This is a genomic window from Methylibium sp., assembly GCF_965279545.1.
GTDB lineage: Bacteria > Pseudomonadota > Gammaproteobacteria > Burkholderiales > Burkholderiaceae_C > Methylibium.
In genome coordinates this window covers 2714561-2739060 of record NZ_OZ257250.1, presented here as the reverse complement: position 1 = coordinate 2739060, position 24500 = coordinate 2714561, and the positions used below count along the sequence as shown (strand labels likewise).

Annotated in this window: 22 protein-coding genes; 11 read left to right on the top strand and 11 right to left on the bottom strand. The window is 70.2% G+C overall.

Going from position 1 to position 24500, the window contains the following annotated elements:
• The first annotated feature begins 33 nt into the window (after positions 1–33).
• From ACQY9S_RS12775 to ACQY9S_RS12755, 5 genes are all read left to right on the top strand, one after another.
• The gene (locus tag ACQY9S_RS12775) at positions 34–498 is read left to right on the top strand and encodes a tripartite tricarboxylate transporter TctB family protein (protein WP_428420071.1); all 465 of its coding nucleotides are present in this window, start codon (positions 34–36) and stop codon (positions 496–498) included.
• 10 nt (positions 499–508) lie between these two features.
• On the top strand, positions 509–2023 hold the full coding sequence (locus tag ACQY9S_RS12770) for a tripartite tricarboxylate transporter permease (RefSeq protein ID WP_428420070.1): 1515 nt from the start codon (positions 509–511) through the stop codon (positions 2021–2023).
• 547 nt (positions 2024–2570) lie between these two features.
• Positions 2571–4196: a gamma-glutamyltransferase family protein gene (locus ACQY9S_RS12765; RefSeq protein WP_428420069.1), complete on the top strand. Its 1626-nt coding sequence runs from the start codon at positions 2571–2573 to the stop codon at positions 4194–4196.
• Between the two features lie 70 nt (positions 4197–4266).
• Positions 4267–5115, top strand: coding sequence for a DMT family transporter (locus tag ACQY9S_RS12760; RefSeq protein ID WP_428425726.1), 849 nt, complete (start codon positions 4267–4269; stop codon positions 5113–5115).
• 17 nt (positions 5116–5132) lie between these two features.
• Entirely contained in the window at positions 5133–5915 is a 783-nt protein-coding gene (locus ACQY9S_RS12755; RefSeq protein ID WP_428420068.1) for an SDR family NAD(P)-dependent oxidoreductase, read from the top strand.
• 22 nt (positions 5916–5937) lie between these two features.
• Here ACQY9S_RS12755 and ACQY9S_RS12750 read toward each other — a convergent pair whose 3' ends face one another.
• Both ACQY9S_RS12750 and ACQY9S_RS12745 read right to left on the bottom strand, forming a co-directional pair.
• The gene (locus ACQY9S_RS12750) at positions 5938–8343 is read right to left on the bottom strand and encodes an EAL domain-containing protein (RefSeq protein WP_428420067.1); all 2406 of its coding nucleotides are present in this window, start codon (positions 8341–8343) and stop codon (positions 5938–5940) included.
• 201 nt (positions 8344–8544) lie between these two features.
• Positions 8545–8856: a DUF2007 domain-containing protein gene (locus ACQY9S_RS12745; protein ID WP_428420066.1), complete on the bottom strand. Its 312-nt coding sequence runs from the start codon at positions 8854–8856 to the stop codon at positions 8545–8547.
• A gap of 132 nt (positions 8857–8988) precedes the next feature.
• On the opposite strand from ACQY9S_RS12745, the gene ACQY9S_RS12740 reads away from it, so the two are divergent.
• Positions 8989–9927: a quinone oxidoreductase family protein gene (locus ACQY9S_RS12740; RefSeq protein WP_428425724.1), complete on the top strand. Its 939-nt coding sequence runs from the start codon at positions 8989–8991 to the stop codon at positions 9925–9927.
• A 72-nt stretch (positions 9928–9999) separates the two neighbouring features.
• Here ACQY9S_RS12740 and ACQY9S_RS12735 read toward each other — a convergent pair whose 3' ends face one another.
• From ACQY9S_RS12735 to pqqA, 5 genes are all read right to left on the bottom strand, one after another.
• Positions 10000–10827, bottom strand: coding sequence for a DUF2189 domain-containing protein (locus ACQY9S_RS12735; protein WP_428420065.1), 828 nt, complete (start codon positions 10825–10827; stop codon positions 10000–10002).
• A gap of 116 nt (positions 10828–10943) precedes the next feature.
• Complete coding sequence (lspA, locus tag ACQY9S_RS12730) at positions 10944–11438, bottom strand: signal peptidase II (RefSeq protein ID WP_428420064.1); 495 nt, start codon at positions 11436–11438, stop codon at positions 10944–10946.
• Between the two features lie 12 nt (positions 11439–11450).
• Positions 11451–14288 (bottom strand): isoleucine--tRNA ligase, encoded by a 2838-nt coding sequence (ileS, locus tag ACQY9S_RS12725; protein WP_428420063.1) that lies wholly within the window; start codon positions 14286–14288, stop codon positions 11451–11453.
• Between the two features lie 85 nt (positions 14289–14373).
• On the bottom strand, positions 14374–15420 hold the full coding sequence (locus tag ACQY9S_RS12720; RefSeq protein ID WP_428420062.1) for a bifunctional riboflavin kinase/FAD synthetase: 1047 nt from the start codon (positions 15418–15420) through the stop codon (positions 14374–14376).
• Positions 15421–15539: 119 nt separating this feature from the next.
• Positions 15540–15614 carry a pyrroloquinoline quinone precursor peptide PqqA gene (gene pqqA, locus ACQY9S_RS12715; protein ID WP_081771315.1) on the bottom strand — a complete coding sequence of 25 codons (75 nt, stop codon included), beginning with the start codon at positions 15612–15614 and terminating at the stop codon, positions 15540–15542.
• Positions 15615–15802: 188 nt separating this feature from the next.
• On the opposite strand from pqqA, the gene ACQY9S_RS12710 reads away from it, so the two are divergent.
• Positions 15803–17173 (top strand): ATP-binding protein, encoded by a 1371-nt coding sequence (locus tag ACQY9S_RS12710; protein WP_428420061.1) that lies wholly within the window; start codon positions 15803–15805, stop codon positions 17171–17173.
• Between the two features lie 256 nt (positions 17174–17429).
• Positions 17430–18059 carry a response regulator gene (locus ACQY9S_RS12705; protein WP_428420060.1) on the top strand — a complete coding sequence of 210 codons (630 nt, stop codon included), beginning with the start codon at positions 17430–17432 and terminating at the stop codon, positions 18057–18059.
• Between the two features lie 18 nt (positions 18060–18077).
• On the opposite strand, the gene ACQY9S_RS12700 is transcribed toward ACQY9S_RS12705, so the two are convergent.
• Positions 18078–18788 (bottom strand): pseudouridine synthase, encoded by a 711-nt coding sequence (locus ACQY9S_RS12700; RefSeq protein WP_428420059.1) that lies wholly within the window; start codon positions 18786–18788, stop codon positions 18078–18080.
• A 184-nt stretch (positions 18789–18972) separates the two neighbouring features.
• Between ACQY9S_RS12700 and ggt the strand changes: the two genes are divergently transcribed.
• On the top strand, positions 18973–20670 hold the full coding sequence (gene ggt / locus ACQY9S_RS12695; protein ID WP_428425722.1) for a gamma-glutamyltransferase: 1698 nt from the start codon (positions 18973–18975) through the stop codon (positions 20668–20670).
• A gap of 70 nt (positions 20671–20740) precedes the next feature.
• Here the strand turns inward: ggt and ACQY9S_RS12690 are convergent, their stop codons facing one another.
• Both ACQY9S_RS12690 and ACQY9S_RS12685 read right to left on the bottom strand, forming a co-directional pair.
• Positions 20741–21406, bottom strand: a complete 666-nt coding sequence (locus tag ACQY9S_RS12690) for a retropepsin-like aspartic protease family protein (RefSeq protein ID WP_428425720.1) — start codon at positions 21404–21406, stop codon at positions 20741–20743.
• Positions 21407–21456: 50 nt separating this feature from the next.
• The gene (locus ACQY9S_RS12685) at positions 21457–21945 is read right to left on the bottom strand and encodes a YajQ family cyclic di-GMP-binding protein (RefSeq protein WP_428420058.1); all 489 of its coding nucleotides are present in this window, start codon (positions 21943–21945) and stop codon (positions 21457–21459) included.
• A 42-nt stretch (positions 21946–21987) separates the two neighbouring features.
• Between ACQY9S_RS12685 and murB the strand changes: the two genes are divergently transcribed.
• Positions 21988–23016 carry a UDP-N-acetylmuramate dehydrogenase gene (gene murB / locus ACQY9S_RS12680; protein WP_428420057.1) on the top strand — a complete coding sequence of 343 codons (1029 nt, stop codon included), beginning with the start codon at positions 21988–21990 and terminating at the stop codon, positions 23014–23016.
• Between the two features lie 38 nt (positions 23017–23054).
• On the top strand, positions 23055–23447 hold the full coding sequence (locus ACQY9S_RS12675) for a 4a-hydroxytetrahydrobiopterin dehydratase (protein WP_428420056.1): 393 nt from the start codon (positions 23055–23057) through the stop codon (positions 23445–23447).
• A gap of 160 nt (positions 23448–23607) precedes the next feature.
• Here the strand turns inward: ACQY9S_RS12675 and ACQY9S_RS12670 are convergent, their stop codons facing one another.
• A complete protein-coding gene (locus tag ACQY9S_RS12670) occupies positions 23608–24408 on the bottom strand; it encodes a M48 family metalloprotease (protein WP_428420055.1) in 801 nt (266 codons plus the stop codon).
• Positions 24409–24500 lie beyond the last annotated feature (92 nt).

Sequence of the window (24500 nt, the reverse complement as noted above, 5' to 3'; positions counted from 1 at the left end):
GTGCCGCGCGGCACAGACCGAGAGGAGGCCTCCGTGAAGATCAAGAGTCAGCGCGATTTCGTGTCCGGTGTGATGTTCGTCGCCATCGGCGCGGGCTTCGCGATCGGCGCCACGACCTACAGCTTCGGCACCTCGGCCAAGCCGGGGCCCGGCTACTTTCCCCTGCTGCTCGGTGTGATCCTGGCACTGCTCGGTGCGCTGGTGCTGTTCAAGGCGCTGACGATCGAGAGCGACGGCGGCGACCCGATCGGCGCCATCGCCTGGAAGCCGCTGCTGTACATCGTCGGCACCGTCGCCCTCTTCGGCTGGGCGCTGCCGCACCTGGGGATGTTCATCGCGCTGCCGATCCTGGTGGTGGTGGCCGCGCGTGCCGGCGACGAGTTCCATTGGGGCGAGGCACTGGTCAACGCCGCCCTCCTCACGGTGGGCAGCTGGGTGATCTTCATCTACGGGCTGAATCTGACGATTCCGCTGAGGCCTTCGTTCCTGGGCGGTTGAGGCATCCACCATGGATCTGTTTTCGAATCTCGCGCTCGGCTTCGGCGTTGCCTTCACCCTCCAGAACCTGCTGTACGCCTTCGGCGGCGCGGTGCTCGGCACGCTGATCGGCGTGCTGCCCGGCCTCGGTCCGGTGGCCACCATCGCGATGCTGCTGCCGTCGATCTACGCGCTCGACGCGACGCCGGCGCTGATCATGCTGGCCGGCATCTACTACGGCGCGCAGTACGGCGGCTCGACCACCGCGATCCTGATCAACGTGCCGGGCGAGTCGAGCTCGGTCGTGACGGCGATCGACGGCTACCAGATGGCGCGCCAGGGCCGCGCCGGCTCGGCGCTCGCCGCCGCCGGACTCGGCTCCTTCTTCGCCGGCTGCGTGGGCACGGTCATCATCGCCGCGTTCGCGCCGCCGCTGACCGAGCTGGCCTTCAAGTTCGGCCCGGCGGAGTACTTCTCGCTGATGGTGCTGGGACTGATCGGCGCGGTGGTGCTGGCCTCGGGCTCGCTGATCAAGGCGATCGCGATGATCATCCTCGGCCTGCTGCTCGGCCAGATCAACACGGACGTGATCTCGGGCACGCCGCGCTACAGCTTCGACATCCCGGAGTTGACCGACGGCATCGGCTTCGTCGCGATCGCGATGGGCGTGTTCGGCTTCGGCGAGATCATCGCCAACCTCGGCATGCCGGCCGAACACCGCGAGGTGTTCACGAAGGACGTGAAGGGCCTGTGGCCGACCAAGCAGGACTTCCTGGACGCCTGGCCCGCGGTGCTGCGCGGCACGACGCTCGGGTCCGTCCTCGGCGTGTTGCCCGGCGGCGGTGCGCTGCTGGCCTCGTTCGCCGCCTACACGGTCGAGAAGAAGATGCGCAGCCGGCCCGGCGAGGTGGCATTCGGCAGGGGCAACATCCGCGGTGTCGCCGGCCCCGAGGCGGCCAACAACGCCGGTGCCCAGACCTCGTTCATCCCGATGCTGACGCTGGGCATCCCGCCCAACGCGGTGATGGCGCTGATGGTCGGCGCGATGACGATCAAGGGCATCCAGCCCGGCCCGCAGGTGATGACCAGCAACCCCGAGCTGTTCTGGGGACTGATCGCCAGCATGTGGGTCGGCAACCTGATGCTGGTGGTGCTGAACCTGCCGCTGATCGGCATCTGGATCAAGCTGCTGACGGTGCCCTACCGCTTCCTGTTCCCCGCCATCATGGTGTTCTGCTGCGTCGGCCTGTACACGCTGAACAACAACGCCTTCGACGTGTACATGGGCGCGGGCTTCGCGGTGGTGGGCTACATCTTCTACAAGCTGTCGTGCGAGCCGGCGCCGCTGCTGCTGGGCTTCATCCTCGGGCCGATGATGGAAGAGAACCTGCGCCGCGCGCTGCTGCTGAGCCGCGGCGACTGGAGCACCTTCGCAACGCGCCCGCTGTCGGCGGGGCTGCTGCTGGCGGCGGTCGCGATGATCGTCGTCGTGATGCTGCCTTCGATCCGCAGCAAGCGCGAGGAAGCCTTCCAGGATGCGGATTGATACCAGCTCGAACTCAAACATATCAATCAGCCGGCGAGTCTTCGGCTCCTTGCAGCCACCCGCGTGCGTGTGAGGTTGCCGACCGAGGTTCGAAGCGTCGACCGGCCAGCCGCCTGCACGTACCGCGCGGTGCTGACGAGGCCGCCGGGCAAGCGACTCCGCTCATGTCCCCCGGCGCCGGCCCGAGGGCCGACCCCTCCTCCTCTACTTCGCTACGCCGCTCACCCGACGTCCTCGCCAAGCCTCACCATCGCCGCGTGCGAAGGTATTCAAACCCTGGCAAGCCGCGGCGGTGGCAGCGCTGGGGTGGGTCGTTGTGTGGAGTGAAGTAAAGGAGGAGGGGCGGGCGGTAGCCCGGCACGGGGGACATGAACGCAACACAGCGACCCGGCCCAGCGCCCCCCGCTGAGGTTCGACAGTCAGCGTTCCGGACAAGACACCGAACACCGCAACGAGCCCTGGCTCAAGCGCGTTTGAATGCAATGCTGTACGAGGCGCCATGGCGGCCGCCCGCCGACTTGCCGGTGCGGCTGCCCATAATCGGCGCATGAGCGTCTTCGATTACACCGCCGGCTACGCCAGCCAACGCCTGCCGCTGTTCGCGCGCAACGTCGTTGCCACTTCGCACCCGCTGGCTGCGCAGGCCGGGCTGCGCATGCTGGCGGCAGGCGGCAATGCGGTCGATGCAGCCGTCGCGACCGCGGCGGTCATGACCCTGGTCGAGCCCTGCAGCAACGGCCTGGGTTCCGATGCCTTCTGCATCCTGTGGGATGGGCGAGAGCTGCACGGACTCAACGCCTCGGGCCGCGCGCCGCAGGCCTGGACCCCGGACTACTTTCACCGCAAATACGGCGGCGATGCGAAGACCCCGCCGGTGCGGGGCTGGGACAGCGTGACGGTGCCCGGCGCGGTGGCCTCGTGGGGGGCCTTGAGCGAGCGCTTCGGCAAGCTGCCGTTCGCCGACCTGCTGGCGCCGGCGATCGAGGTGGCCGAGCGCGGCTATGCGGTGCCGGTGGTCGTCGGCCAGAAGTGGGCTGCTGCGGCGCAGGTCGAGGCGCTGGTCGCGCAGCCCGGCTTCGCCGCGGCCTTCCTGCCGCACGGCCGCGCGCCGCAGGTCGGCGAGCTGTTCAGGCTGCCGGGCGCCGCGCGGGCCCTGCGCGCGATCGCCGCGACGCGCGGGGCGGCCTTCTACGGGGGCGAGATCGCCGAGGCGCTGGCGCGCCAGGCACGCGGCCAGGGCGGCGTGCTGACGGCAGACGATTTCGCCGCCTACCGTCCCGAGTGGGTCGTGCCGATCGCGCAGGCCTACCGCGGTCACGCGCTGCACGAGATCCCGCCGAACGGGCAGGGCATCGCCGCGCTGATCGCGGCCGGCATCCTGGCGCACTTCGACGTTGCGTCGCTGCCGGTCGACGGCGTGGCCTCGCAGCACCTGCAGATCGAGGCCATGAAGCTCGCCTTCGCCGACGTCTACCGCTACGTGGCCGAGCCCGGCAGCATGGAGGTGAGCGCCGAACAGCTGCTGGCCGGCAGCTACCTCGCCGAGCGGGCGAAACTGATCGACCCGCGGCGCGCCCAGGACTTCGGCGCCGGCAACCCGGTGAAGGGCGGCACGATCTACCTGACCACGGCCGACGAGGCCGGCATGATGGTCAGCTTCATCCAGAGCAACTACATGGGCTTCGGCTCGGGCGTGGTGTTGCCCGAGTGGGGCCTGAGCCTGCAGAACCGCGGCCACGCCTTCAGCCTGGACGCGCGCAGCCCCAACGTCGTGGCACCCGGCAAGCGGCCCTTCCACACCATCATTCCGGCTTTCCTCACCGACGCGAACGGTGCGCCGCGCATGAGCTTCGGTGTGATGGGCGCGAACATGCAGCCGCAGGGCCACCTGCAGACGCTGGTGCGCATGGTCGACTACGGCCAGAACCCGCAGGCCGCCTGCGATGCGCCGCGCTGGCGCTACAACGCCGGGCTGGAGATCAACGTCGAGGCCGGCATGGACCCGGCCACGGTGCAGGGGCTGGCGGCGCTGGGTCACCGCATGGAGGTGATCCAGGACAGCTACCAGGACTTCGGCGCCGGCCAGTTCATCTGGCGCCTGGGCGATCCGGCGGTCGAGGGCTATGTCGCCGCGAGCGATCCGCGGCGCGACGGGCAGGCGGTGGGTTTCTAGCTCGCGCGTGAACCAGGACGCCACCGCCTCCGCGAAACCCGGCCTCCCTTGGGGCGGCCTGGCGCTGGCGATGGCCGGTGCGATCGCCTTCTCCGGCAAGGCGATCGTCGCCAAGCTGCTGTACCGCCACGGCCTCGACGCCGTCACGGTGCTGTTCTTGCGCATGCTGTTCGCGCTGCCGCTGTTCCTGGCGATGGCGTGGTGGGCGAGCCGCGGCCAGCCGCCGTTGACCGCGCAGGACAAGCGCAGGGTGCTGCTGCTCGGCGTCACCGGCTACTACCTCGCGAGCTTTCTCGACTTCCTGGGCCTGCAGTACATCAGCGCGAGCCTGGAGCGGCTGATCCTCTACCTCAACCCGACCCTGGTGCTGGGCTTCGGCGTGCTGCTGTTCGGCCACCGCGTCACCCGGCCGCAGGGGCTGGCGATCGGCGTCAGCTACCTCGGTGTGCTGCTCGTGTTCGGCCACGAGCTCGGCTTTCAGGGGCCGGACGCCGCGCTCGGCGCGCTGCTGGTGTTTGCCAGTGCCGTGAGCTATGCGGTCTACCTCGTCTACAGCGGCGAGGTGGTGCAGCGCCTGGGCTCGCTGCGGCTGGTCGGCCTGGCCAGCACCGTGGCCTGCGCGCTGTGCATCGTGCAGTTCTTCGTGCTGCGCTCACCGCAGGTGGCGCTGGCCGTGCCGGTGCCGGCGCTGTGGCTGTCGCTGCTGAATGCCACCGCCTGCACGGTTGCGCCGGTGCTGATGGTGATGATGGCGATCGAACGCATCGGCCCCACGCTCGCCGCGCAGACCGGCATGGTCGGCCCGATGAGCACGCTGCTGATGGGCATCGTGATCCTCGGCGAGCCTTTCACGTCCTGGCTGGCCGCCGGCACGGTGCTGGTGCTGGTGGGCATCTGGCTGCTGGCGCGGGCGCGCTGAACGAACGGGAGAACGGCATGGACCTGGGCATTGCGGGCAAATGGGCGCTGGTGTGCGGCGCCAGCAAGGGGCTGGGTCACGGTTGTGCGCAGGCCCTGGTGGCCGAGGGCGTCAACGTGGTGGTCACGGCGCGGCGGGCCGAAACCCTGGCGGCGGCCGTGGCCGCACTGCGGGCCTTGAATCCGGCCGTCGAGGTGCGCGCGGTGGCCGGCGACATCACGACGCCCGACGGGCGTGCGCAGGCGCTGGCCGCCTGTCCGCAGGTCGACATCCTCGTCAACAACGCCGGCGGCCCGCCGACCGGCGACTTCCGCGACTGGGACCGCGCCACGTGGATCGCGGCGCTCGACGCCAACATGCTCACGCCGATCGAGCTGATGAAGGCAGTGGTCGACCCGATGATGGCGCGCGGCTTCGGCCGCATCGTCAACATCACCTCGGCGGCGGTCAAGGCGCCGATCGACATCCTGGGTCTGTCCAACGGTGCGCGCTCGGGGCTCACCGGCTTCGTCGCCGGCCTGGCGCGCAAGACGGTGGCGTGCAACGTGACGATCAACAACCTGCTGCCCGGCCCGTTCGACACCGACCGGCTGGCCGCCACGCTGGAGGGCGCGGCGCAGGCCAGCGGCCAGACGGTGGCCGCGGTGATGGCCCAGCGTGCACTGAAGAACCCCGCGGGGCGCTTCGGCACGGCGGCGGAGTTCGGTGCGGCCTGCGCCTTCCTGTGCAGCGCGCAGGCCGGCTACATCACCGGCCAGAACCTGCTGATGGACGGCGGCGCCTACCCGGGCACGTTCTAGAGCCGCGCACCCGGGCGCGCGATCACGCGCGCTGCGCGGCCCAGATCTGCAGGTCGGCCTCGGACAGCGGCGGCGCGATCCGCAGGCCCTGCAGTTCCTCGCAGCCCAGCTCGCGCAGGAAGCGCTCCTGAGCCTCGGTCTCGACCCCCTCGGCGATGACCGTCATGCCCAGGCTGCGGCCCAACTGGACGATCGCGCGCACGATGGCCACCGCATCGGTGTTCTCGGGCACGTCCTGCACGAACGAGCGGTCGATCTTGACCTTGTCGATCGGCAGCTCCTTCAGGTGGCCGAGCGAGGAGTAGCCGGTGCCGAAGTCGTCGACCGAGATGCGCACGCCCAGGGCCTTGAGCCGCGCGAGCGCCGCCTTCACCTCGTCGAGGTCTTCCATCAGCATGCGCTCGGTGAGTTCGACTTCGAGCCACTCGCCGCTCACCTGTTCCTCCTGCAGCAGTTCGGCCAGTGCGGTGACGAAACCGCGTTGCTGGAACTGCATGCTCGACAGGTTGACCGAGATCGGCAGCGCGAGCCCCTGCTCGTGCCAGCGCTTCGCGCAGCGCATCGCCTCGCGCAGCACCCACTGGCCGATCGGCAGCATGAGGCGGCGCTCCTCCGCCACCGGAATGAATTCGTCGGGCAGCAGCAGGCCGCGCTCGGGGTGGTGCCAGCGGATCAGCGCCTCGACGCCGACGAGCCGGCCGTCGGCCGAGCGCAGCTGCGGCTGGTAGTAGAGCTCGAAGGCGCCGGTCTCTAGCGCCTGCGCCAGCTGGCTCTCGACCACCAGCGCGTCGTAGGCGGCACTCGCCACCACCGGGTCGAAGAACTGCACGTTGGCGCGGCCGCGCGCCTTGGCCATGTACATCGCCGCGTCGGCATGCTGGATCAGCTCGGCCGGCGTGCGCCCGTGCTCCGGGAACAGCGACACGCCGATCGATGGCGAGACCGAGATCGACCGGCCCGCCACCTCCAGTGGCGCCTCGATCACGGCCAGCAGCTTGCCGGCGACCTGCTCGACCACCGAGCGGTCCGTCACGCCGGGGAGCAGCACCATGAACTCGTCGCCGCCGAAGCGCGCGACCAGGTCGTCGGCGCGCAGGCAGGCGGTGATGCGGGTGGTGACCGTCTGCAGCAGCAGGTCGCCGACCAGGTGGCCCAGCGAGTCGTTGATGCGCTTGAAGTGGTCGAGGTCGATGAACAGCAACGCGATCTGCGCGTCGCCGGCACGGTGCGATGCGGTGAGCTGTTCGAGCTGCTGGCCGAAAGCAGTGCGGTTGGGCAGGCCGGTCAGCGCATCGTGGTGCGCCAGGTGGTGGATGCGCGCCTGGGCGGCGAGGCGCTCGCGGATGTCGCGCACGATCGCCAGCCGCAGCCGCTCGCCGTTGCGCGTGATCGAGCGCGTGATCAGCTCGACCGGGATGCGCTCGCCCTGGCTGCCGAGCACGACGCTTTCCCACGCGGTCTCGGCGCCGGTGGCGAGCACCTGCTGGGCGTGCGGCAGGTGCTCGGGCGCGAGGAACTCCGAGGTCTGCCGGCCGATCACCTCGTCGCGCGTGTAGCCGGTCAGCTCGCAGATCGGCGCATTGACGTCGAGCACCGTGCCATCGCGGTGGAACAAGATGCCCTCGGCGCTGGCCTGCATGAACTTCGCCAGCCGCTCCTCGGACTCGCGCACGGCGCGCTCGGCGAGGCGGTGCTTGGTGATGTCGGTCACGCGCACGAAGGCGCCGGACAGCTCGCCGTCTTCGTCGAAGTTCGGCAGCACATCGACCTCGAGCCATTGCGGCCGCCCCGCGCTGTCGGTCAGTTCGCGCTCGTACGACACCTGCGCGCGCGTCTCGACCACGGCCTCGATGTAGGGTCGGATCTGCTGCCAGCCGCGTTCGCCGACGATCTCGGCCGCGGTGCGGCCGAGAATGTTCTCGGTGGTCCACCCCAGCGCGCTCGCGTAGTGGCGGTTGGCGAAGGTGCAGCGGAAGTCCTGCAGCTCGTAGTAGGCGATCAGCGCCGGCACGTTGTCGGCCAGCACGCGCAGCTGGGTGGTCTGTTCGCGCAGGGCCAGCTCGGTGCGCTTGCGCGCGCTCACGTCGTGCAGCGAACACAGGCACAGCTCGGTGTCGCGGCTCCAGCGGGCGTCGCACTCGAGCCAGCCGACCTCGCCGCCGGGCCGGCGGAACTGCAGTTCGAGGCGAAAGCGCTCGGTCGTGTCGACGTTGTCCAGCGCCTTGAGCAGCTCGCGGTGCGAGGGTGCCGAGAGCCGGTCGAGCCAGGCTTCGCCGTCGGAGGCGGCGTCACGATGCCAGCCGGTGCATTCGGCCAGCGGTTCGTTCACCGCCAGCAGGCGGGCCTCCCGGCTGATCGCCATCATCAAGCCCGGGAGTCGATGCCAGTCGTGCTTTTGCGGGATCGCGACGTCGCTGGATGTTTGCATGGGCGGGTGGCAGGTTGGCTCGATCATAGCGAGCGGGCCGCCTGGCAGGGGCGTCGAAACGTTCGTCGGCCTAGGGCCTGTCGGCGCTGCGGGACGGCATGCGCCGCGGCGACACCGCGTTGCCGGCCCACAGCCGCGGCGGCAGGGTCATCAGGACAGCGATGCGCGGACTCAGGCCGGTCATCGGCGCTCGGGGCCCGCTCAGGGCGTCAGCGGCATGGCGCCGCCACAGTTCCAGCACTGCTCGAACGGACCGTCGATGCGCTCTGCGCAGCCGGGGCAAACCCACAGGCGCTGCGGGCAATGCGTCAGCTCGTCGAGCGCGGCGCGGGCGCGCTCGAACTGCTCCTCGTGCTGCACCCAGACCTCGGGCAGGGCCTGGTCGGGCGGCAACTCCCCGGCGATGCTGCTGGCGAACGCGCGCTGCACCGTGGCCGCGATGCCGGCCTGGCCGAGCAGGTCGACCCACAGCGTGGCGATCGCGAGGTTGGGGGCGGAGCGAAGTCGGCGCATCGGCAAGGGGTTTCGAACACTGGCACGATACCGGAGAACCCCCCACACCACATCACACACGAGAGGACATCCGGCATGTCGCAAACCACTGTCAAAGCCATCCAGGTCCTGCAGGCGGGCAGTGCCGACGCGATGCGGCTGGTCGATCTGCCGATCGGCGAGCCCGGGCCCGGCGAGGTGCGCATCCGCCACCACGCCTGCGGACTGAACTTCATCGACGTCTACCATCGCAGCGGCGTCTACGCCCTGCCGATGCCGCTGACCCTGGGCATGGAGGGCGCCGGCGTGATCGAGGCAGTGGGCGAGGGCGTGACGCACCTGCGCCCCGGCGACCGTGCCGCCTACGCCGGCCAGCCGCCCGGCGCCTACAGCGAGGCGAGGGTCATGCCGGCCAAGTGCGTGGTGGAGCTGCCCGACGGCATCGACTTCGAGACCGGTGCCGCGATGATGCTCAAGGGCCTGACCGCGCAGTACCTGTTGAAGAAGACCCTGCCGCAAGGCGGCCTGCAGCCCGGCGACTTCATCCTCTTCCATGCCGCTGCCGGCGGCGTGGGGTTGATCGCCTGCCAGTGGGCACGGGCGCTCGGGCTGCGGCTGATCGGCACGGCGGGCAGCGACGAGAAATGCGCGTTGGCCGTGAGCAACGGCGCCGAGCACGCCATCAACTACCGGCGCGAGGATTTCGTGGCGCGGGTGAAGGAGCTCACCGGCGGCCGCGGCGTCAAGGCGGTCTACGACTCGGTGGGGCTGGACACCTTCGAGAAGTCGCTCGACGTACTGCAGCCCTTCGGTCTGCTGGCGAACTTCGGCAACGCCTCGGGCAAGGCGCCGCCGGTGGAACTGGGCGTGCTCGCGGCCAAGGGCTCGCTGTACGTGACGCGCCCGACGCTGTTCACCCACATTGCCACGCGCGAGGGCACCCAGGCGATGGCCGACGACCTGTTCGCCGTGGTCACCAGCGGGGCGGTCAAGATCCCGGTCGAACGGCGCTATGCGCTGGCCGACGCGGCGCAGGCACACCGCGATCTCGAGGCGCGCCTGACCACCGGGTGCAGCGTGCTGCTGCCCTGAGCAGGTTCGTTCACTGCGCCGCTCACCCGACGCCCCCGACAGCAAGCGGATGCGTTTGGGTGCACTGCCGTATCAGCCGCTCGCCGTGGCTGCCGTGCCGACCGCATTGCGGTAGGCGTGCCAGGACGCATGGCCGAGCACCGGGCCGATCACCAGCAGCCCCAGGAAGCCGGGCAGCATCGCGAGCACGACCAGCGCCACGATCAGCGCGGCCCACCACAGCATCACGCCGGGCTGCGTCAGCACCAGCCGCAGGCTGACCAGGGCCGCGGTGATCGCATCGGCCGGGCGGTCGAGCAGCAGCGGGATCGACACCGCGCTCACCGCATAGATCAAGCCCGCGAACACGCTGCCGACCGCCAGGTAGGCGGTGATGAAGCCGAGGTTGCGCAGGTCCAGCAGCGCGAGCAGCGAGCCCCTGAAATCCGGCATGCCGTCGAAGCTGAGCGCGAACACGATCAGCGCCGCACGGCCCCACAGCATCTCGAGGATCAGCAGCGCGCCGCCGAACAGCGCCATGCTGCCCGGCCGCTCCTCCCAGGCCAGCAGCGATGCGCCCAGCGAGGGCGTCTCGCCGCGCTCGAGCGCGCGGCTCGCGTGGTACAGGCCGGTGCACAGGAAGGGGCCGACCAGCAGGAAGCCGGCCGACAGCGCCAGCGTGTAGGCCGGCGCATGACGGAACACCTGCATCAGCAGCCAACCCATGCCGACGAAGCAGCCGCCATAGAACAGGCCCAGGCCCGGGCAGCGCCGGAAGTCGCGCCAGCCGGCCGCCAGCCAGCGCGGCGGGTCGCCCCAGCGCAGGCGTGCCAGCGGCAGGTCGAAGGCGGTGAGCGCCTCGGGAGCCGGCGCTTGCGCACCGGACCTGACCTCGGACGGGCGAGGGGCATCGGAACTCATGCCCCGAGCCTAGACGCAGTCGCCCCTCGGGTCCAAGCGGGAAGACACCGACCGGACGGGCCGGCGTCAGCGTCCATCTCCTCCGACGCAAGCGGCCCTGGCCCCGGCCGCGGCGCTCAGCCGCGCCGCACGCGGCGCAGTTCGTCGAGGATCAGCAGCGCGGCCCCGACGGTGATGGCGCTGTCGGCGATGTTGAAGGCCGGGAAGTGCCGGCCTGCGAGGTGGAAGTCGAGGAAGTCGACCACGTAGCCGTGCAGCAGCCGGTCGATCACGTTGCCGAGCGCGCCGCCGAGGATCAGCGACAGCGCCCAGGCGAACTGCTTCTGGTGGCCTTGCGTGCGCAGCATCCAGGCGATGAATGCGGCCGCCACCAGGCCCAGCCCGACGAAGAACCAGCGCTGCCAGCCCGAGGCACCGGCCAGGAAGCTGAAGGCCGCGCCGGTGTTGTGCACCCGCACGAGGTTGAAGAAGCCGGTCACGTGGCGCGCATCGCCGTGCTGGAAGTGGCCGAGGATCAGCGTCTTCGTGAACTGGTCGAGCACGATCACGATCAGCGCGATGCCCAGCCAGGTGAGCAGGCCGCCGCTGCGGCCGAAGGAGGTCTTTGCCATCGATGAGGTCGGTCAGGCGATGTGGCGGACTTCGCCGGCACCATAGAGGTTGCTGGTGCAGCGGCCGCAGATCGTCGGGTGGGCCGGGTCGGCGCCGACGTCGTCGCGGTAGTGCCAGCAGCGTTCGCACTTCGGTGCGCGGCTTGGCGTCACCACGGCGGCGAGCGCCTCGCCGCTGCTCACGCTGGCCGCCGAGGTGATGAAGACGAACTTGAGGTCGTCGCCGAGGCTCAGCAGCAGATCGCGGTCGTCTGTCGCGGCGCTGACGGCCACGGTAGCCTGCAGCGACGAGCCCACGGTGCCCGCCCTGCGCACCCCCTCGATCTCCTTGTTGACCGCGTCGCGGATCTCGCGAATGCGACCCCACTTGGCGAGCCGCGCAGCATCGGGCACGTCGAACGCGGCATAGGTCTCGGTAAAGATCGAGGCCGACCGCTCCGGCGCGAACACCGGCCACGCCTCCTCGGCCGTGAAGCTCAGGAACGGCGCCATCCAGCGCAGCATGGCGTTGGTGATGCGGTGCAGCGCGGTCTGCGCGCTGCGCCGCGCCAGCGACTTCGGCGCGGTGGTGTAGAGCCGGTCCTTCAGCACGTCGAGGTAGAAGGCGCCCAGGTCCTCGCTGCAGTAGACCTGCAGCTTCGCGACCACCGGGTGGAACTCGTAGACCTCGTAGTGCGCCAGGATCTCGGCCTGCAGCTGCGCCGCACGGTCGATCGCATAGCGGTCGATCTCCAGCATCTCGGCCTGCGGCACGGCGTCCTTGGCCGGGTCGAAGTCGGAGGTGTTCGCGAGCAAAAAGCGCAGCGTGTTGCGGATGCGGCGGTAGGCGTCGACCACCCGCGCGAGGATCTTGTCGTCGATGTTCAGGTCGCCCGAGTAGTCGGTGCTGGCCACCCACAGGCGGATGATCTCGGCGCCGAGCTTCTCGCTCACCGTCTGCGGCGCGACGGTGTTGCCGAGCGACTTGCTCATCTTGCGGCCCTGGCCGTCGGTCGCGAAGCCGTGGGTCAGCAGGCCGCGGTAGGGCGCGCGGCCCTCGATCGCGCAGGCGATCAGCAGCGAGCTGTGGAACCAGCCGCGGTGCTGGTCGTGGCCTTCGAGGTAGAGGTCGGCCTCGGGGCCGCTCTCGTGGCTGCCGCCGGGGTGGCTGCCGCGCAGCACGTGGAAGAAGGTCGAGCCCGAGTCGAACCAGACGTCGAGGATGTCGGTGCTCTTGGCATAGTCGCCGGCCGCGTCGCCCAGCCAGTCGCGCGGGTCGAGCCGTGACCAGGCCTCGACGCCGCCCTGCCCGACCAGCGCGGCCGCGCGGTCCATCAGCGCCAGCGTGTCGGGGTGCAGCTCGCCACTCACCTTGTGCAGGAAGAAGGGCAGCGGCACGCCCCAGTTGCGCTGGCGGCTGATGCACCAGTCGGGCCGGTTGGCGATCATGTCGCGCAGCCGGGCGCGGCCGTTCTCGGGATAGAACGCGGTGGCGTCGATCGCCGCGAGCGCGGTCTGGCGCAGCGTCTTCGGCGCCTTGTCGACGGTGAACACGCCGTCGCCCTCGTCCATGCGCACGAACCACTGGGCGGCGGCGCGGTAGATCACCGGCGTCTTGTGGCGCCAGCAATGCGGGTAGCTGTGCTCGAGCTTGGCGGTGGCCATCAGCCGGCCGGCGTCCTGCAGGGCCTGCACGATCAGCGGGTTGGCCTTCCAGATGAACTGGCCGCCGAACAGCGGCAGCGCCGCCTCGTACACGCCGTTGCCCTGCACCGGGTTCAGGATCTCGTCGTGCTTCATCCCGTGCGCGGTGCAGGAGTTGAAGTCCTCGACGCCGTAGGCCGGCGCCGAATGCACGATGCCGGTGCCGTCGTCGGCGGTGGCGTAGTCGGCCAGGTAGACCGGGCTCAGCCGCGCGTAACCCGGGTGCACGTGGGCCAGCGGGTGGTGGAAGTTCAGGCCTTCGAGCGCCTTGCCGGCGGTCGTGGCGAGCACCGTGCCGGCCAGGCCGTAGCGCGCCAGGCACTTCTCGACCAGCGCGCTGGCCAGCAGCAGCAGGCCGCGCTCGGTGTCGACCAGCGCGTACTCGAGCTCGGGATTCAGGTTCAGCGCCTGGTTGGCGGGGAGGGTCCACGGCGTGGTGGTCCAGATCACCGCGAACGCGTCCTTGGCCAGCGCTGGCAGGCCGAAAGCGGCGGCAAGCTTGCCCGGCTCGGCGGCCAGGAAGGCCACGTCCACCGTCGGTGAGGACTTGTTCTCGTACTCGATTTCGAATTCGGCCAGCGAGCTGCCGCAGTCGAAGCACCAGTACACCGGCTTCAGGCCGCGGTAGACGAAGCCGCGCTCCACCACGCGCTTCAACGCGCGGATCTCGCCGGCCTCGTTGCCGAAGTCCATCGTGCGGTAGGGCCGGTCCCAGGCACCGAGCACGCCCAGGCGCTTGAAGTCGGCCCTCTGCTGCGCGATCTGCTCGGTGGCGTAGGCGCGGCTCTTCGCCTGCACCTCGTCGCGGCCCAGGCCGCGGCCGTAGAGCTTCTCGATCTGGTTCTCGATCGGCAGGCCATGGCAGTCCCAGCCGGGCACATAGAGCGCATCGAAGCCGGCCAGCTGGCGGGCCTTGACGATCATGTCCTTGAGCACCTTGTTCAGCGCATGGCCGATGTGCAGCTGGCCGTTCGCGTAGGGTGGGCCGTCGTGCAGCACGAACTTCGGGCGGCCGATGCGCGCGTCGCGCAGGCGCTGGTAGGTGCCCTGCTGCTCCCACTGCTTGACCCAGCCCGGTTCGCGCTTGGGCAGGTCGCCGCGCATCGGGAAGGGGGTGTCGGGCAGGTTCAGCGTGGCGCGGTAGTCGGTGGGCTTGTCGGTGCTCATGGCGTTCTCGGCGCAGCCGCGCGGGCGGCGCGCGGCGGGGGCAGGGCGGGTGGTGCACCGGGCGGCAGGCGCCGGTGCGCGCAGATCAACGGCCCTGAATTCGGTCGCGGGTGGTCTGGCGGCGCTCGGCCGCGTGGGCTGCGTGGTGGTCACTCAGCCACCGGTGCGCATGGCTCACGTCCTGCGCGATGGCGGCGGTCAGCGCGTCCAGCCCGTCGTAGCGGACTTCGTCGCGAAGTTTGTGCAGCAGTTCCACGCGAACGAGTTTACCGTAGCCCCCCTCGCTGCCCAGGTGGGCGGGCCAGCCGAGGCAGTGCACTTCGAGCAGCACGCGGCCGCTGTCGTCCACGGTCGGTCGCGCGCCCAGGCTGGCCACGCCGTCCAGCGGCTCGGTGCCCAGGCCGTGGGTGCGCACGATGAAGACGCCGTGCGCGGCCGGCTTGGGGTGCGGGAAACGCAGGTTCAGCGTGCGGAAGCCGTCGCCACCGCCGGGGCCGGCGCCGAGTTCGCGGCCCAGCTTGCGGCCGTGCGTCACGTGCCCACTGATGCTGTAGGGCCGCCCCAGCAGGCGCGCGGCGAGCGCCATGTCGCCGACAGCGAGGGCCTCGCGCACCGCCGAACTGCTGACGCGCAGGCCGTGCACCTCGTAGCTCATCATCCGCGCCACGTCGAAACCCTGGCGTTCTCCGGCAGCGTCGAGCATCGCGTAGTCGCCGGCACGCTTGGCGCCGAAGCAGAAGTCGTCGCCGACCAGCACGTAGCGAGCCTTCACGCCGCGCAGCAGCACGTCGTCGATGAAGGCCTGCGGCGACTGGTCTGCGAAGACCTGGTCGAAGCGCAGCACGACGACCCGCCCGACGCCGCAGCGCGCCAGCTCGCCGAGCTTGTCGCGCAGCGTGGCGATGCGTGCGGGCGCCTTGCCGGGCGCACCGGCGCGCGCGGCGAAGAAGTCGCGCGGGTGCGGCTCGAAGGTGAGCACCGTGCTGACGAGCTCGCGGTGCTCGGCCTCGCTCTTGAGCAGCGCGAGCATCGCCTGGTGGCCGCGGTGCACGCCGTCGAAGTTGCCGACGGTCACCGCGGACGGACCACCGTCGGTGAGCAGGGTGTGGTGCAGACCGCGGAAGACTTGCATCGCGCGATTATCGCGACAGCGCCCAGCGGACCCTGCGGCCGAGGCGCACGCAAAAAGGCCCGCGCGAGGCGGGCCTTCCTGAACCGGCGCGGCGGGGGCGCCTGCCGGAATCGCCTGGATCAGCGATTCGAGATGTACATCGTGATTTCAAAACCGTAACGCAGGTCGGTCGCTTGGGGCTTTTGCCATTGCATGTCGAATCTCCTTCACTGGGTGGCACAGGGCCGTGTGGCTGCTGCGGAGCGAACGTTTGCCGTCAACTCATGGCTCATCATGCCCACCTCCCCGGCTGCCGGGCAGTGCCCGGGCCATGATTCGCGCCTCATGATTTTCTGGAATCGACGGCTGCCCCGGCCCGAGGTGCGCCGATACCATGCGACGCATGAGTCTGCGCTTGAAGATCCACCTGATCGTCGGTGTGCTGGTCGCGCTGTGCCTGGTCGCGGTCATGGCGCTGCAGGTCAAGGGGGCGCGCGATTCGATCCGCGAGGAGGTGGAGGCCGCGAACCGCGTCGCCGCGCAATTGCTGCAGCGCACCCTGTGGCTGCAGGCGGCACGCGGCACGCCGGCGATGATGGGCTTCCTGCAGAGCGTCGGGCGGGTGCGCGCGAACGACATCACCTTGCTCGACGGCAAGGGCGAGCTGGTCTACCAGTCGCCGCCGTCGCCGTACAAGTCGGGCCGCGAAGCGCCGGACTGGTTCGTCGACTTCATGGCGCCGCCGCTGCCGCCGCAAAAACTGGACTTCCCCGACGGCACCCTGGTCGTGCGCGCCGATCCCTCGCGGGCCGCGCTCGACGCCTGGGACCAGTTCGCCGTGCTGGGCCTGGCGGCGCTGGGGGTGCTGGTGGCCGTCAACCTGATCGTCTACTGGGTGGTGGGGCGCACCGTCAAGCCGTTCGGGCAGATCGTCGCGGCGCTCAACCGCATCGAGACCGGGCAGCTGGACGCCAGGCTGCCGCGCCTGCCGGGCACCGAGGCGGCGGCGATCGGCGCGGCCTTCAACCGCATGGTGGTGGGTGTCGGCGAACGCATCGAGGCCGAGCGCCGGGCCGCGCAGGCCGAGCGTGAGCTGTCGGACCGGCGCGACCTGGCGCGCTGGATCGACCGCCACCTGGAGCAGGAGCGCCGCCTGATCGCGCGCGAACTGCACGATGAACTGGGCCAGTCCGTCACCGGCATGCGCAGCCTGGCGCTGTCGGTGGCACAGCGCGTGGCGACGCTCGATCCGCAAGCCGCGCAGGCGGCGAACCTGATCGCCGACGAGAGCTCGCGCCTGTACGACGCCATGCATGGCCTGATCCCGCGGCTGGCGCCGCTGGTGCTCGACGCCTTCGGCCTGGCCGATGCGCTGCGCGACCTGGTCGAGCGCACGCGGGTCAGCCAGCCGCAGGCCAGCGTCGAGTTGCAGATCGAGCTGGGCGACGTGCAACTGGGCAGCGAAGCGACGCTGGCGCTCTACCGCGCGGCGCAGGAGGGTCTGACCAATGCGCTGCGTCATGGCCAGGCGCAGCGCATGAGCGTGAGCCTGCGCGCCGAAGCCGACGGCGCCAGGCTGGAGGTCCGTGACGATGGCCGCGGTCTCGCACCCGACTGGCGCGACAGGGTGAAGGAAGACGGCGGCCACTATGGCTTGCGCTGGCTGACCGAGCGCGTCGAGGCGCTCGGCGGTGTGCTGCGCATCGACAACCTCGGTCCGCGCGGCGCGCAGTTGCAGGTCTGGATGCCGTTCACGATCGCGGAGGCCGCATGAGCGGACGAGCCCCTGCGAGCCTGCGGCGGCCCGGGATCGGACCGGGCAACACGCCCGGTGGGAGCGGGGGCGCTCCGCGATGGAGCAGCGGGGTGCCGACCCTGCCGGCGGCGTGGGTGACAACGATAGGCGGCCCTTGCGCACCGACTGCGGTAGGCTGCCCCGCAGGTTTCGCCGGCTTCGCGCCCGCACCCCGCCGTGCCCGGTGCACGCCGATTCACCCCACCCGCCGCCTGCAACCGCAGCCTTCAGGATCATGATCCGCGTGATGTTGGTCGACGACCATGCGCTGGTGCGCATGGGCTTTCGCATGCTGCTGGCCAATGCCGACATCGAGGTCGTGGCCGAGGCCGAGACCGGCGAAGAGGCCTGCCTGGCGGTGCCCAGGGTCAAGCCCGACGTGGTGGTGATGGACCTGTCGATGCCCGGCATGGGCGGCCTGGAGGCGGTGCGCCGCTTGCTCGCGCAAGATGGGAAGCTCAAGCTGCTGGTGCTGTCGGCCCACGAGGACACCGCCCACCCGCAGCGGGTGCTGCGCGCCGGCGCGCTGGGCTACCTGGCCAAGCGCAGCGCGCCCGAGGCGCTGATCGCCGCGGTGACCGCGGTGGCGCGTGGCGAACGCTACGTGGACGCGCAGACCGCGCAGCGCCTGGCGGTGGCGCAGATCGACGGCGAGACCAGCCCGGCCGACATGCTGAGCGAGCGCGAGTTCTCGGTCTTCATCCAGCTCGCGCGCGGCATGACGGTGGCGCAGATCGCCGAGACGCTGAAGCTCTCGCCCAGCACCGTTGGCACCCACCTGTACCACATCAAGCAGAAGCTGGGCGCCAGCAACCAGAGCGAGATCACGCTGGTGGCGCTGCGCTGGGGCCTGATCCAGGCCTGAAGCCGCCGCGGCCGCGACTTACGCGTCTGACTTCTGCGTGAGCCGGGCGCGCTCGTCCGGGCCGACCCAGCGCCACTGACCGACCGGCAGATCGTCCAGGCCCAGCGCGCCGATGCGGCTGCGGTGCAGCGCCTCGCAGCGGTTGCCCACCGCCGCCAGCATGCGCTTGACCTGGTGGTACTTGCCTTCGGTCAGCGTGAGGCGCAGCGTGTGCTCGCCGGTGCGTTCGGCCGCGGCGGCGCGCACCGGCTTGGGGTCGTCGTCGAGCACCACGCCTTCGATCAGGCGCGCGACCTGCTCGTCGGCCAGCGGGTGCTTGGCGGTGATCTCGTAGACCTTGGGCACGTGGTGCTTGGGCGAGGTCAGCCGGTGGATCAGCGTGCCGTCGTCGGTGAGCAGCAGCGCGCCCGTCGTGTCCTCGTCGAGCCGCCCGACCGGCTGCAGGCCGCGCACGCGCAGCGGCGTGGGCAGCAGCGTGAGCACGCCGGGATGGTGGCGCGGCTTCTGCGAGCACTCGTAGTGGGTCGGCTTGTGCAGCAGCACCAGCGCTTTGTCATGGAAAGGCCAGGCGCGGCCCTGCACGCTGAACGCCAGACCCTCGGTCGGCAGGTCTTCGTCGGGGTCGTCGATCACGCGGCCGGCAACCGCGACCTCGCCCGCGTGGATGAGCCCGGCGCAGTCGCGCCGCGTGCCGAAGCCCTGGGAAAACAACACCTGCGAAATGCGCATCCGGCAGTGTAGCGAGCGGTCCGTCGAGGTCGCCGGGGCCGGGCAGCGCCGCAGCGGCCGACTGCGGTTCTGCACCGCGAGGTGCGCGGCTGGGGCCTGCGGGCTATCCTGCGCCGAGTCGTCGTCGACCGGACGGCCCCAGGCCAGGAGGTCCGCCGTGCATGCAGCCCAGTGGTTCAGGTCCATCGTCTTCGCGGCCGTTGCCGCCCTTGCAGCTACCGTGCAGGCGGCATCGGTCGCGCCGGTGGCGGCCGAGAACGGCATGGTCGTCAGTGCGCATCAGCTCGCCACGCGGGTCGGTGTCGACGTGCTGCGGCGCGGCGGCAATGCAGTCGATGTCGCGGTGGCGGTCGGCTACGCGCTGGCAGTCGTGTACCCGGCGGCCGGCAACCTGGGTGGCGGCGGCTTCATGACCCTGCAGTTTGCCGACGGCCGCAAGACCTTCCTCGACTTCCGCAAGAAGGCGCCGCTCGCGGCCACCGCCGACATGTACCTCGACGCTGGCGGCCAGGCCGTCAAGGGCCTCAGCACCCGCGGCCACCTGGCGGTCGGCGTGCCCGGCACGGTGTCCGGTCTCGAGTTCGCACGGGCCAAGTACGGCACGATGCAGCGTGCCGCGCTGATCGCGCCGGCGCTGCGGCTGGCGCAGCGCGGCTTCGTGCTGGAGCAGGGTGACATCGACATGCTCGCCACCGCGACCGGGGACTTTCGCAAGGACCCGGCGTCGGCCGCGATTTTCCTGCGTCGGGGCGAGCCGTATGCCGCGGGGCAGCGGCTGGTGCAGAAGGATCTGGCGACCACCTTGCGGCGCATCGCCCGCCATGGCGCCGACGGCTTCTACAAGGGACCGGTCGCGGCCGCGCTGGTGGCATCCAGCCAGGCCGGCCGAGGGCTGATCACCCAGGCCGACCTCGACCAGTACGCCACGCGCGAACTGGCGCCGGTGGAGTGCGACTACCGTGGCTACCACGTCGTCTCGGCACCGCCGCCCAGTGCGGGCGGCGTGATCATCTGCGAGATCCTCAACATCGTCGAAGGCTATCCGTTGAAGGAGCTGGGCTACGGCTCGGCGCAGGCAGTGCACTACCAGATCGAGGCGATGCGCCATGCCTACGTCGACCGCAACAGCTACCTCGGCGACCCCGACTTCGTGCAGAACCCGCTGGAGCATCTGCTCGACAAGGGCTACGCCGCGCGCATCCGCGCCGTCATCGACCCGGCGCGCGCCGGTGTGTCGCAGGACATCCGTCCCGGCGTGACGCCGCACGAAGGCAGCAACACCACGCACTACTCGATCATCGACCGCGAGGGCAACGCGGTGTCGGTCACCTACACGCTCAACGACTGGTTCGGCGCGCGCGTCACCGCCGCCCGGACCGGTGTGCTGCTGAACAACGAGATGGACGACTTCACCACCCAGCTCGGCGCGGCCAACCTCTACGGATTGGTGCAGGGCGAAACCAACGCCATCGCGCCCGGCAAGCGGCCGCTCAGCTCGATGAGCCCGACCATCGTGTCGCGGGACGGCAAGACGGTCATGGTGCTCGGCACGCCCGGTGGCAGCCGCATCATCACCGTGGTGGCGCTGACCATCCTGAACGTCATCGACTACGGCATGACGATCCAGGAGGCGGTCGACGCACCGCGCTTTCACCAGCAGTGGCTGCCCGAGACGACGAACCTCGAGCCCTTCGCGCTGAGCCCCGACACGCGGCAGATCCTGCTCGGCATGGGCCACCGCTTCGGGGCGCCGCAGCCGGCCAACCACGTGGCGGCCATCCTCGTCGGCGCGCCGTCGCTGGGCGGCAAGCCGGTCGGCAGCAAGCGCTACTACGGCGCCAACGACCCGCGGCGCAACACCGGCCTGGCGGTCGGCTACTGAATCGGGGCCAGGGTCTCGCTCGTCGGGTGACCGCGTGCCGGCCGGCGGCGCCGGGTGCTCTATGCAGCCCTCAGAACCGCCGCTGCAGGACCAGCGTGTCGTTGTTCCGCTTCATCTGGAAGCGGTTGAGGAAGCTGTTGCCGAGCAGGATGAAGGGCATGGGCTGCGGCTGCACCACCGCCGCGACGTTGTGGATCTCCACGTCACCCACCCGCACGGTGGTCAGCGAGATGCGGTAACCGACCGTGTCGCCGTTGGCGGTGCGCAGTCCGATGCGTTCGCCGTTCTTGTAGGAGATGCCCAGGCGGTCGGCCTCGTCCTGGCCCATCGCGATCATCGTCGCGCCGGTGTCGACCAGGAACAGCGCGCCGCGGCCGTTGATCTGGCCGTTCGCCTGGAAATGGCCGTTGGCGTCGCTGCTGAGCGTGATCTCGCTGCCGCTGCCCGCACTGGCCGTGCCGCCCAGGTTCACCGCGGCCTCGCCCAGGCGCAGCGTCTGGCGGCGGCCCTCGATCTCGACCACCGCCTGCGCTTCGTTCAGGCTGATCAGCTTGACGCCCTGCGCGGTGGTGCCCACCGCGACCGCGCGCGGCGCACCGCCGTCGATGACCAGGAGCGCCTGGCTGCCCATGCTGCCGCTCAGCGCCACGCGGCGGCCCGACGAGACTGGCTGCGCAGCCACCAGCCCCACGGCGAACACCAGCAAGCCCAGCAATGCGAAGCGCGCACGACGCATCACATGGCCGCTGCCAGCAGACGCGGCGGAGCCGCAACGGGGGTGGCGCATCAATCCCTGAAGTTGTTGAACGACAGCGGCACGTCGGCCACGTCCTTGCGGATCAGCGCCATCGCGGCCTGCAGGTCGTCGCGCTTGGTGCCGGTGACGCGCACCGCGTCGCCCTGGATCGCGGCCTGCACCTTCATCTTGCTGCCCTTGATCAGCTGCTGGATCTTCTTGGCGGTCTCGCTGTCGATGCCTTCCTTCACCTTGAGCACCTGCTTGACCTTGTCGCCGCCGATCTTCTCGATCTTCGCGCTGGTGTCGAGGAAGCGCGTATCGACACTGCGCTTGGTGAGCTTGAGCGTGAGGATGTCCATCACCTGCGACAGCTGGAAGTCGCTGTCACCATAGAGCGTGATGTCCTTGTCCTTGAGTTCGACGCGGGCCGACGAGCCCTTGAAGTCGAAGCGCGTGCCGATCTCCTTGCTGCTCTGGTCGACCGCATTGCGCACTTCGACGAGGTTGGGTTCGAGCACGGTATCGAAGCTGGGCATGGTGAAGGGCATCCTGTGACGGAGATCAGCGAAAATTCTGCCATGTCCGACGCGCCTGCCATCGAAAACAATGTCAGCCTGAGGCGCTACAACAGCTTCGGCCTGCCCGCGCTGGCGCAGCGCCTCGTGCGCGTGCACACGGCCGACGACGTGCGGCGGCTGCTGGCCGACCCCGATCTTGCGCGCGCGCCGAAGTTCGTGCTCGGCGGCGGCAGCAACATCGTGCTCACGCGCGACGTTCGCGCGCTGGTGCTGAAGGTCGAGATCGCCGGGCGGCGCGTGCTGGCCCGCGGCGACGACGCGGTGATCGTCGAAGCCGGCGCCGGGGAGAACTGGCATGCCCTGGTGGCATGGACGCTGGAGCAGGGCCTGCCGGGGTTGGAAAACCTGGCGCTGATCCCGGGCAGCGTCGGGGCGTCGCCGGTGCAGAACATCGGCGCCTACGGCGTCGAGCTGAAGGACCGCTTCGACTCGCTCGACGCCATCGACCTGCAGACCGGCGCCGAACTCAGGCTGGATGCGCCCGCCTGCCGCTTCGGCTACCGCGACAGCGTGTTCAAGCAGGCGCTCGCCGGGCGCTGCCTGATCACCCGCGTGCGGCTGCGGCTGCCGCAGCCGCCGACCGCGGTGCTCGGCTACCTCGACCTGGAGCGCAGGATGGCCGAGACCGGCATCACCCACCCGACGCCGCGCCAGGTGTTCGACTGGATCTGCGAGATCCGCCGCGCCAAGCTGCCGGACCCGGCCGTGATCGGCAATGCCGGCAGCTTCTTCAAGAACCCGGTGGTCACGCCCGAGCAGTGCCGCGACATCATCGCGCGCGACCCGGCGATCGTGCATTACCCCCTGCCCGATGGCAGCTTCAAACTCGCGGCAGGATGGCTGATCGACGCCTGCGGCTGGCGGGGCAAGTCGATCGGCCAGGCCGGGGTGTACGAGAAGCAGGCGCTGGTGCTGGTGAACCGCGGGCAGGCAATCGGCGGCGAGATCGTGACCCTGGCGCATGCGATCCAGGAGAGCGTCTATGGCCGCTTCGGCATCCGGCTCGAGCCGGAGCCGGTGGTGGTGTAGTTCCATTGGTGTTGGTGTCACTCATCGAGGAGACGGTCATGACGCAGTGGCGCAGGAAGGGGGCCGACGAGGTCTATGCCCCCGAGGAGATCGAGGCCCGGCTGAAGGCCGAGCTGCCGCACTGGACCTACGAGGACGGCTGGATCCGCCGCAAGTACAAGACCAGCGGCTGGAAGGCCACGCTGATGGTCGTCAACACCGTCGGCCACCTGGCCGAGGCGGCCTGGCACCACCCGGACCTGGCGGTCAGCTACGCCTTCGTCATCGTGAAGCTGGTGAACCACGCCGCGAAGGGCGTGACCGAGAAGGACTTCGCGCTGGCGAAGAAGATCGAGGACGTGGTGCAGTGGCAGCCGGCGAAGGAAGAGGGCGCCGTGCTCGAAGGCACGCCGAACGAGGATGCGAGGTTCAAGTACCTCAAGTACGACTGAGCCGGCGGCCTCGCCGGCAATGCGCGGTACCTGCAAGCGGCTCGCCGGTGAACGCTTCGAACCCCGGCCACCCCCGCACACGAACGGCCGCAAGGAGCCGAAAGACGCCGGGTGATTTGACAGGTTTGAAGGCGGGTCGGTATGAATCCCGAGGACGGCCTCAGGGCGCCGTCGGCCGGATGGGCACCGCCTCCTGGGCGGCCTGGTACAGCCGCCAAGCCAGCGGCAGCCGCTCCTGCAGGCGCGCCAGTCGCTCGGTGGCCGCCGGGTGCGTGGCGGCGACCGGCCGCCGGCCGTCGTCCTCGGCCACCTCGTTCTGCATGAACTCGATCTGCCGGGCTGGCGCGTAGCCGGCCAGCGCAGCGAGCAACAGGCCCAGTTCGTCGGCCTCGAACTCACCTTGCTGCAGCACCGGCTCCAGCGACTTCAGCAGGCCGAAATTGTGCTCGAGCTCGACGTACATGTCGGGCACGCTGCGCTCGACCTGGCGCGGCAGCAGCATGCGGCCGGCCGTGAGCATCTGGCGCTCGTGCTCGAGGATGCTGTGCGCCATCTCGTGTGCCAGCACGAAGGCCAGTGCCTCGTCGGACAGGCCGCGGTCCTCGATCAGCGTCTCCGACACGACCACCTGGCCGTCCGGCAGCGCGAAGGCGCCGGTGTCGTCGTGGTGCAGCACGGTCAGCGACCATGGCAGCACGGCGGCGCGAGGCGTCTGTCGGCGCGCCTCGGCGACCAGTCGCCCGAAGGTGCGTTGCAGGCGTTCGCAGTGCTGCACGCAGCCGAGCCGATCGCGTGCGGCGGCGCTGGCCACGGCCTGCTGCAAGGTCTCGGTGCCGATGCGCCCGACCTCGCCGGCGGTCCAGTCCAGCGAGGTCGGTTCGTAGGCGAGTTCCAGGGCCGCGGTGCCGGCGCAAGCCGAAGCCAGACCCAGGGCCAAGACGCGGCGGCACACAGCGTTCATCGCAAGCCTCCTGGACGGAGGCTACGCTTTGTGACGCGGGTGTGAAAGACCCTGCGCGCTCCTCAGACCGGGGCCGGGCGGGCGGATCGCAC

Bases quoted from the DNA above. Each gene is read 5' to 3' on its own strand.
- ACQY9S_RS12770 (WP_428420070.1), top strand. From the start codon at position 509: ATGGATCTGTTTTCGAATCTCGCGCTCGGCTTCGGCGTTGCCTTCACC.
- ACQY9S_RS12765 (WP_428420069.1), top strand. From the start codon at position 2,571: ATGAGCGTCTTCGATTACACCGCCGGCTACGCCAGCCAACGCCTGCCG.
- ACQY9S_RS12760 (WP_428425726.1), top strand. From the start codon at position 4,267: ATGGCCGGTGCGATCGCCTTCTCCGGCAAGGCGATCGTCGCCAAGCTG.
- ACQY9S_RS12755 (WP_428420068.1), top strand. From the start codon at position 5,133: ATGGACCTGGGCATTGCGGGCAAATGGGCGCTGGTGTGCGGCGCCAGC.
- ACQY9S_RS12750 (WP_428420067.1), bottom strand. From the start codon at position 8,343: ATGCAAACATCCAGCGACGTCGCGATCCCGCAAAAGCACGACTGGCAT.
- ACQY9S_RS12745 (WP_428420066.1), bottom strand. From the start codon at position 8,856: ATGCGCCGACTTCGCTCCGCCCCCAACCTCGCGATCGCCACGCTGTGG.
- ACQY9S_RS12740 (WP_428425724.1), top strand. From the start codon at position 8,989: ATGCGGCTGGTCGATCTGCCGATCGGCGAGCCCGGGCCCGGCGAGGTG.
- ACQY9S_RS12735 (WP_428420065.1), bottom strand. From the start codon at position 10,827: ATGAGTTCCGATGCCCCTCGCCCGTCCGAGGTCAGGTCCGGTGCGCAA.
- lspA (WP_428420064.1), bottom strand. From the start codon at position 11,438: ATGGCAAAGACCTCCTTCGGCCGCAGCGGCGGCCTGCTCACCTGGCTG.
- ileS (WP_428420063.1), bottom strand. From the start codon at position 14,288: ATGAGCACCGACAAGCCCACCGACTACCGCGCCACGCTGAACCTGCCC.
- ACQY9S_RS12720 (WP_428420062.1), bottom strand. From the start codon at position 15,420: ATGCAAGTCTTCCGCGGTCTGCACCACACCCTGCTCACCGACGGTGGT.
- ACQY9S_RS12710 (WP_428420061.1), top strand. From the start codon at position 15,803: ATGAGTCTGCGCTTGAAGATCCACCTGATCGTCGGTGTGCTGGTCGCG.
- ACQY9S_RS12705 (WP_428420060.1), top strand. From the start codon at position 17,430: ATGATCCGCGTGATGTTGGTCGACGACCATGCGCTGGTGCGCATGGGC.
- ACQY9S_RS12700 (WP_428420059.1), bottom strand. From the start codon at position 18,788: ATGCGCATTTCGCAGGTGTTGTTTTCCCAGGGCTTCGGCACGCGGCGC.
- ACQY9S_RS12690 (WP_428425720.1), bottom strand. From the start codon at position 21,406: ATGCGTCGTGCGCGCTTCGCATTGCTGGGCTTGCTGGTGTTCGCCGTG.
- ACQY9S_RS12685 (WP_428420058.1), bottom strand. From the start codon at position 21,945: ATGCCCAGCTTCGATACCGTGCTCGAACCCAACCTCGTCGAAGTGCGC.
- murB (WP_428420057.1), top strand. From the start codon at position 21,988: ATGTCCGACGCGCCTGCCATCGAAAACAATGTCAGCCTGAGGCGCTAC.
- ACQY9S_RS12675 (WP_428420056.1), top strand. From the start codon at position 23,055: ATGACGCAGTGGCGCAGGAAGGGGGCCGACGAGGTCTATGCCCCCGAG.
- ACQY9S_RS12670 (WP_428420055.1), bottom strand. From the start codon at position 24,408: ATGAACGCTGTGTGCCGCCGCGTCTTGGCCCTGGGTCTGGCTTCGGCT.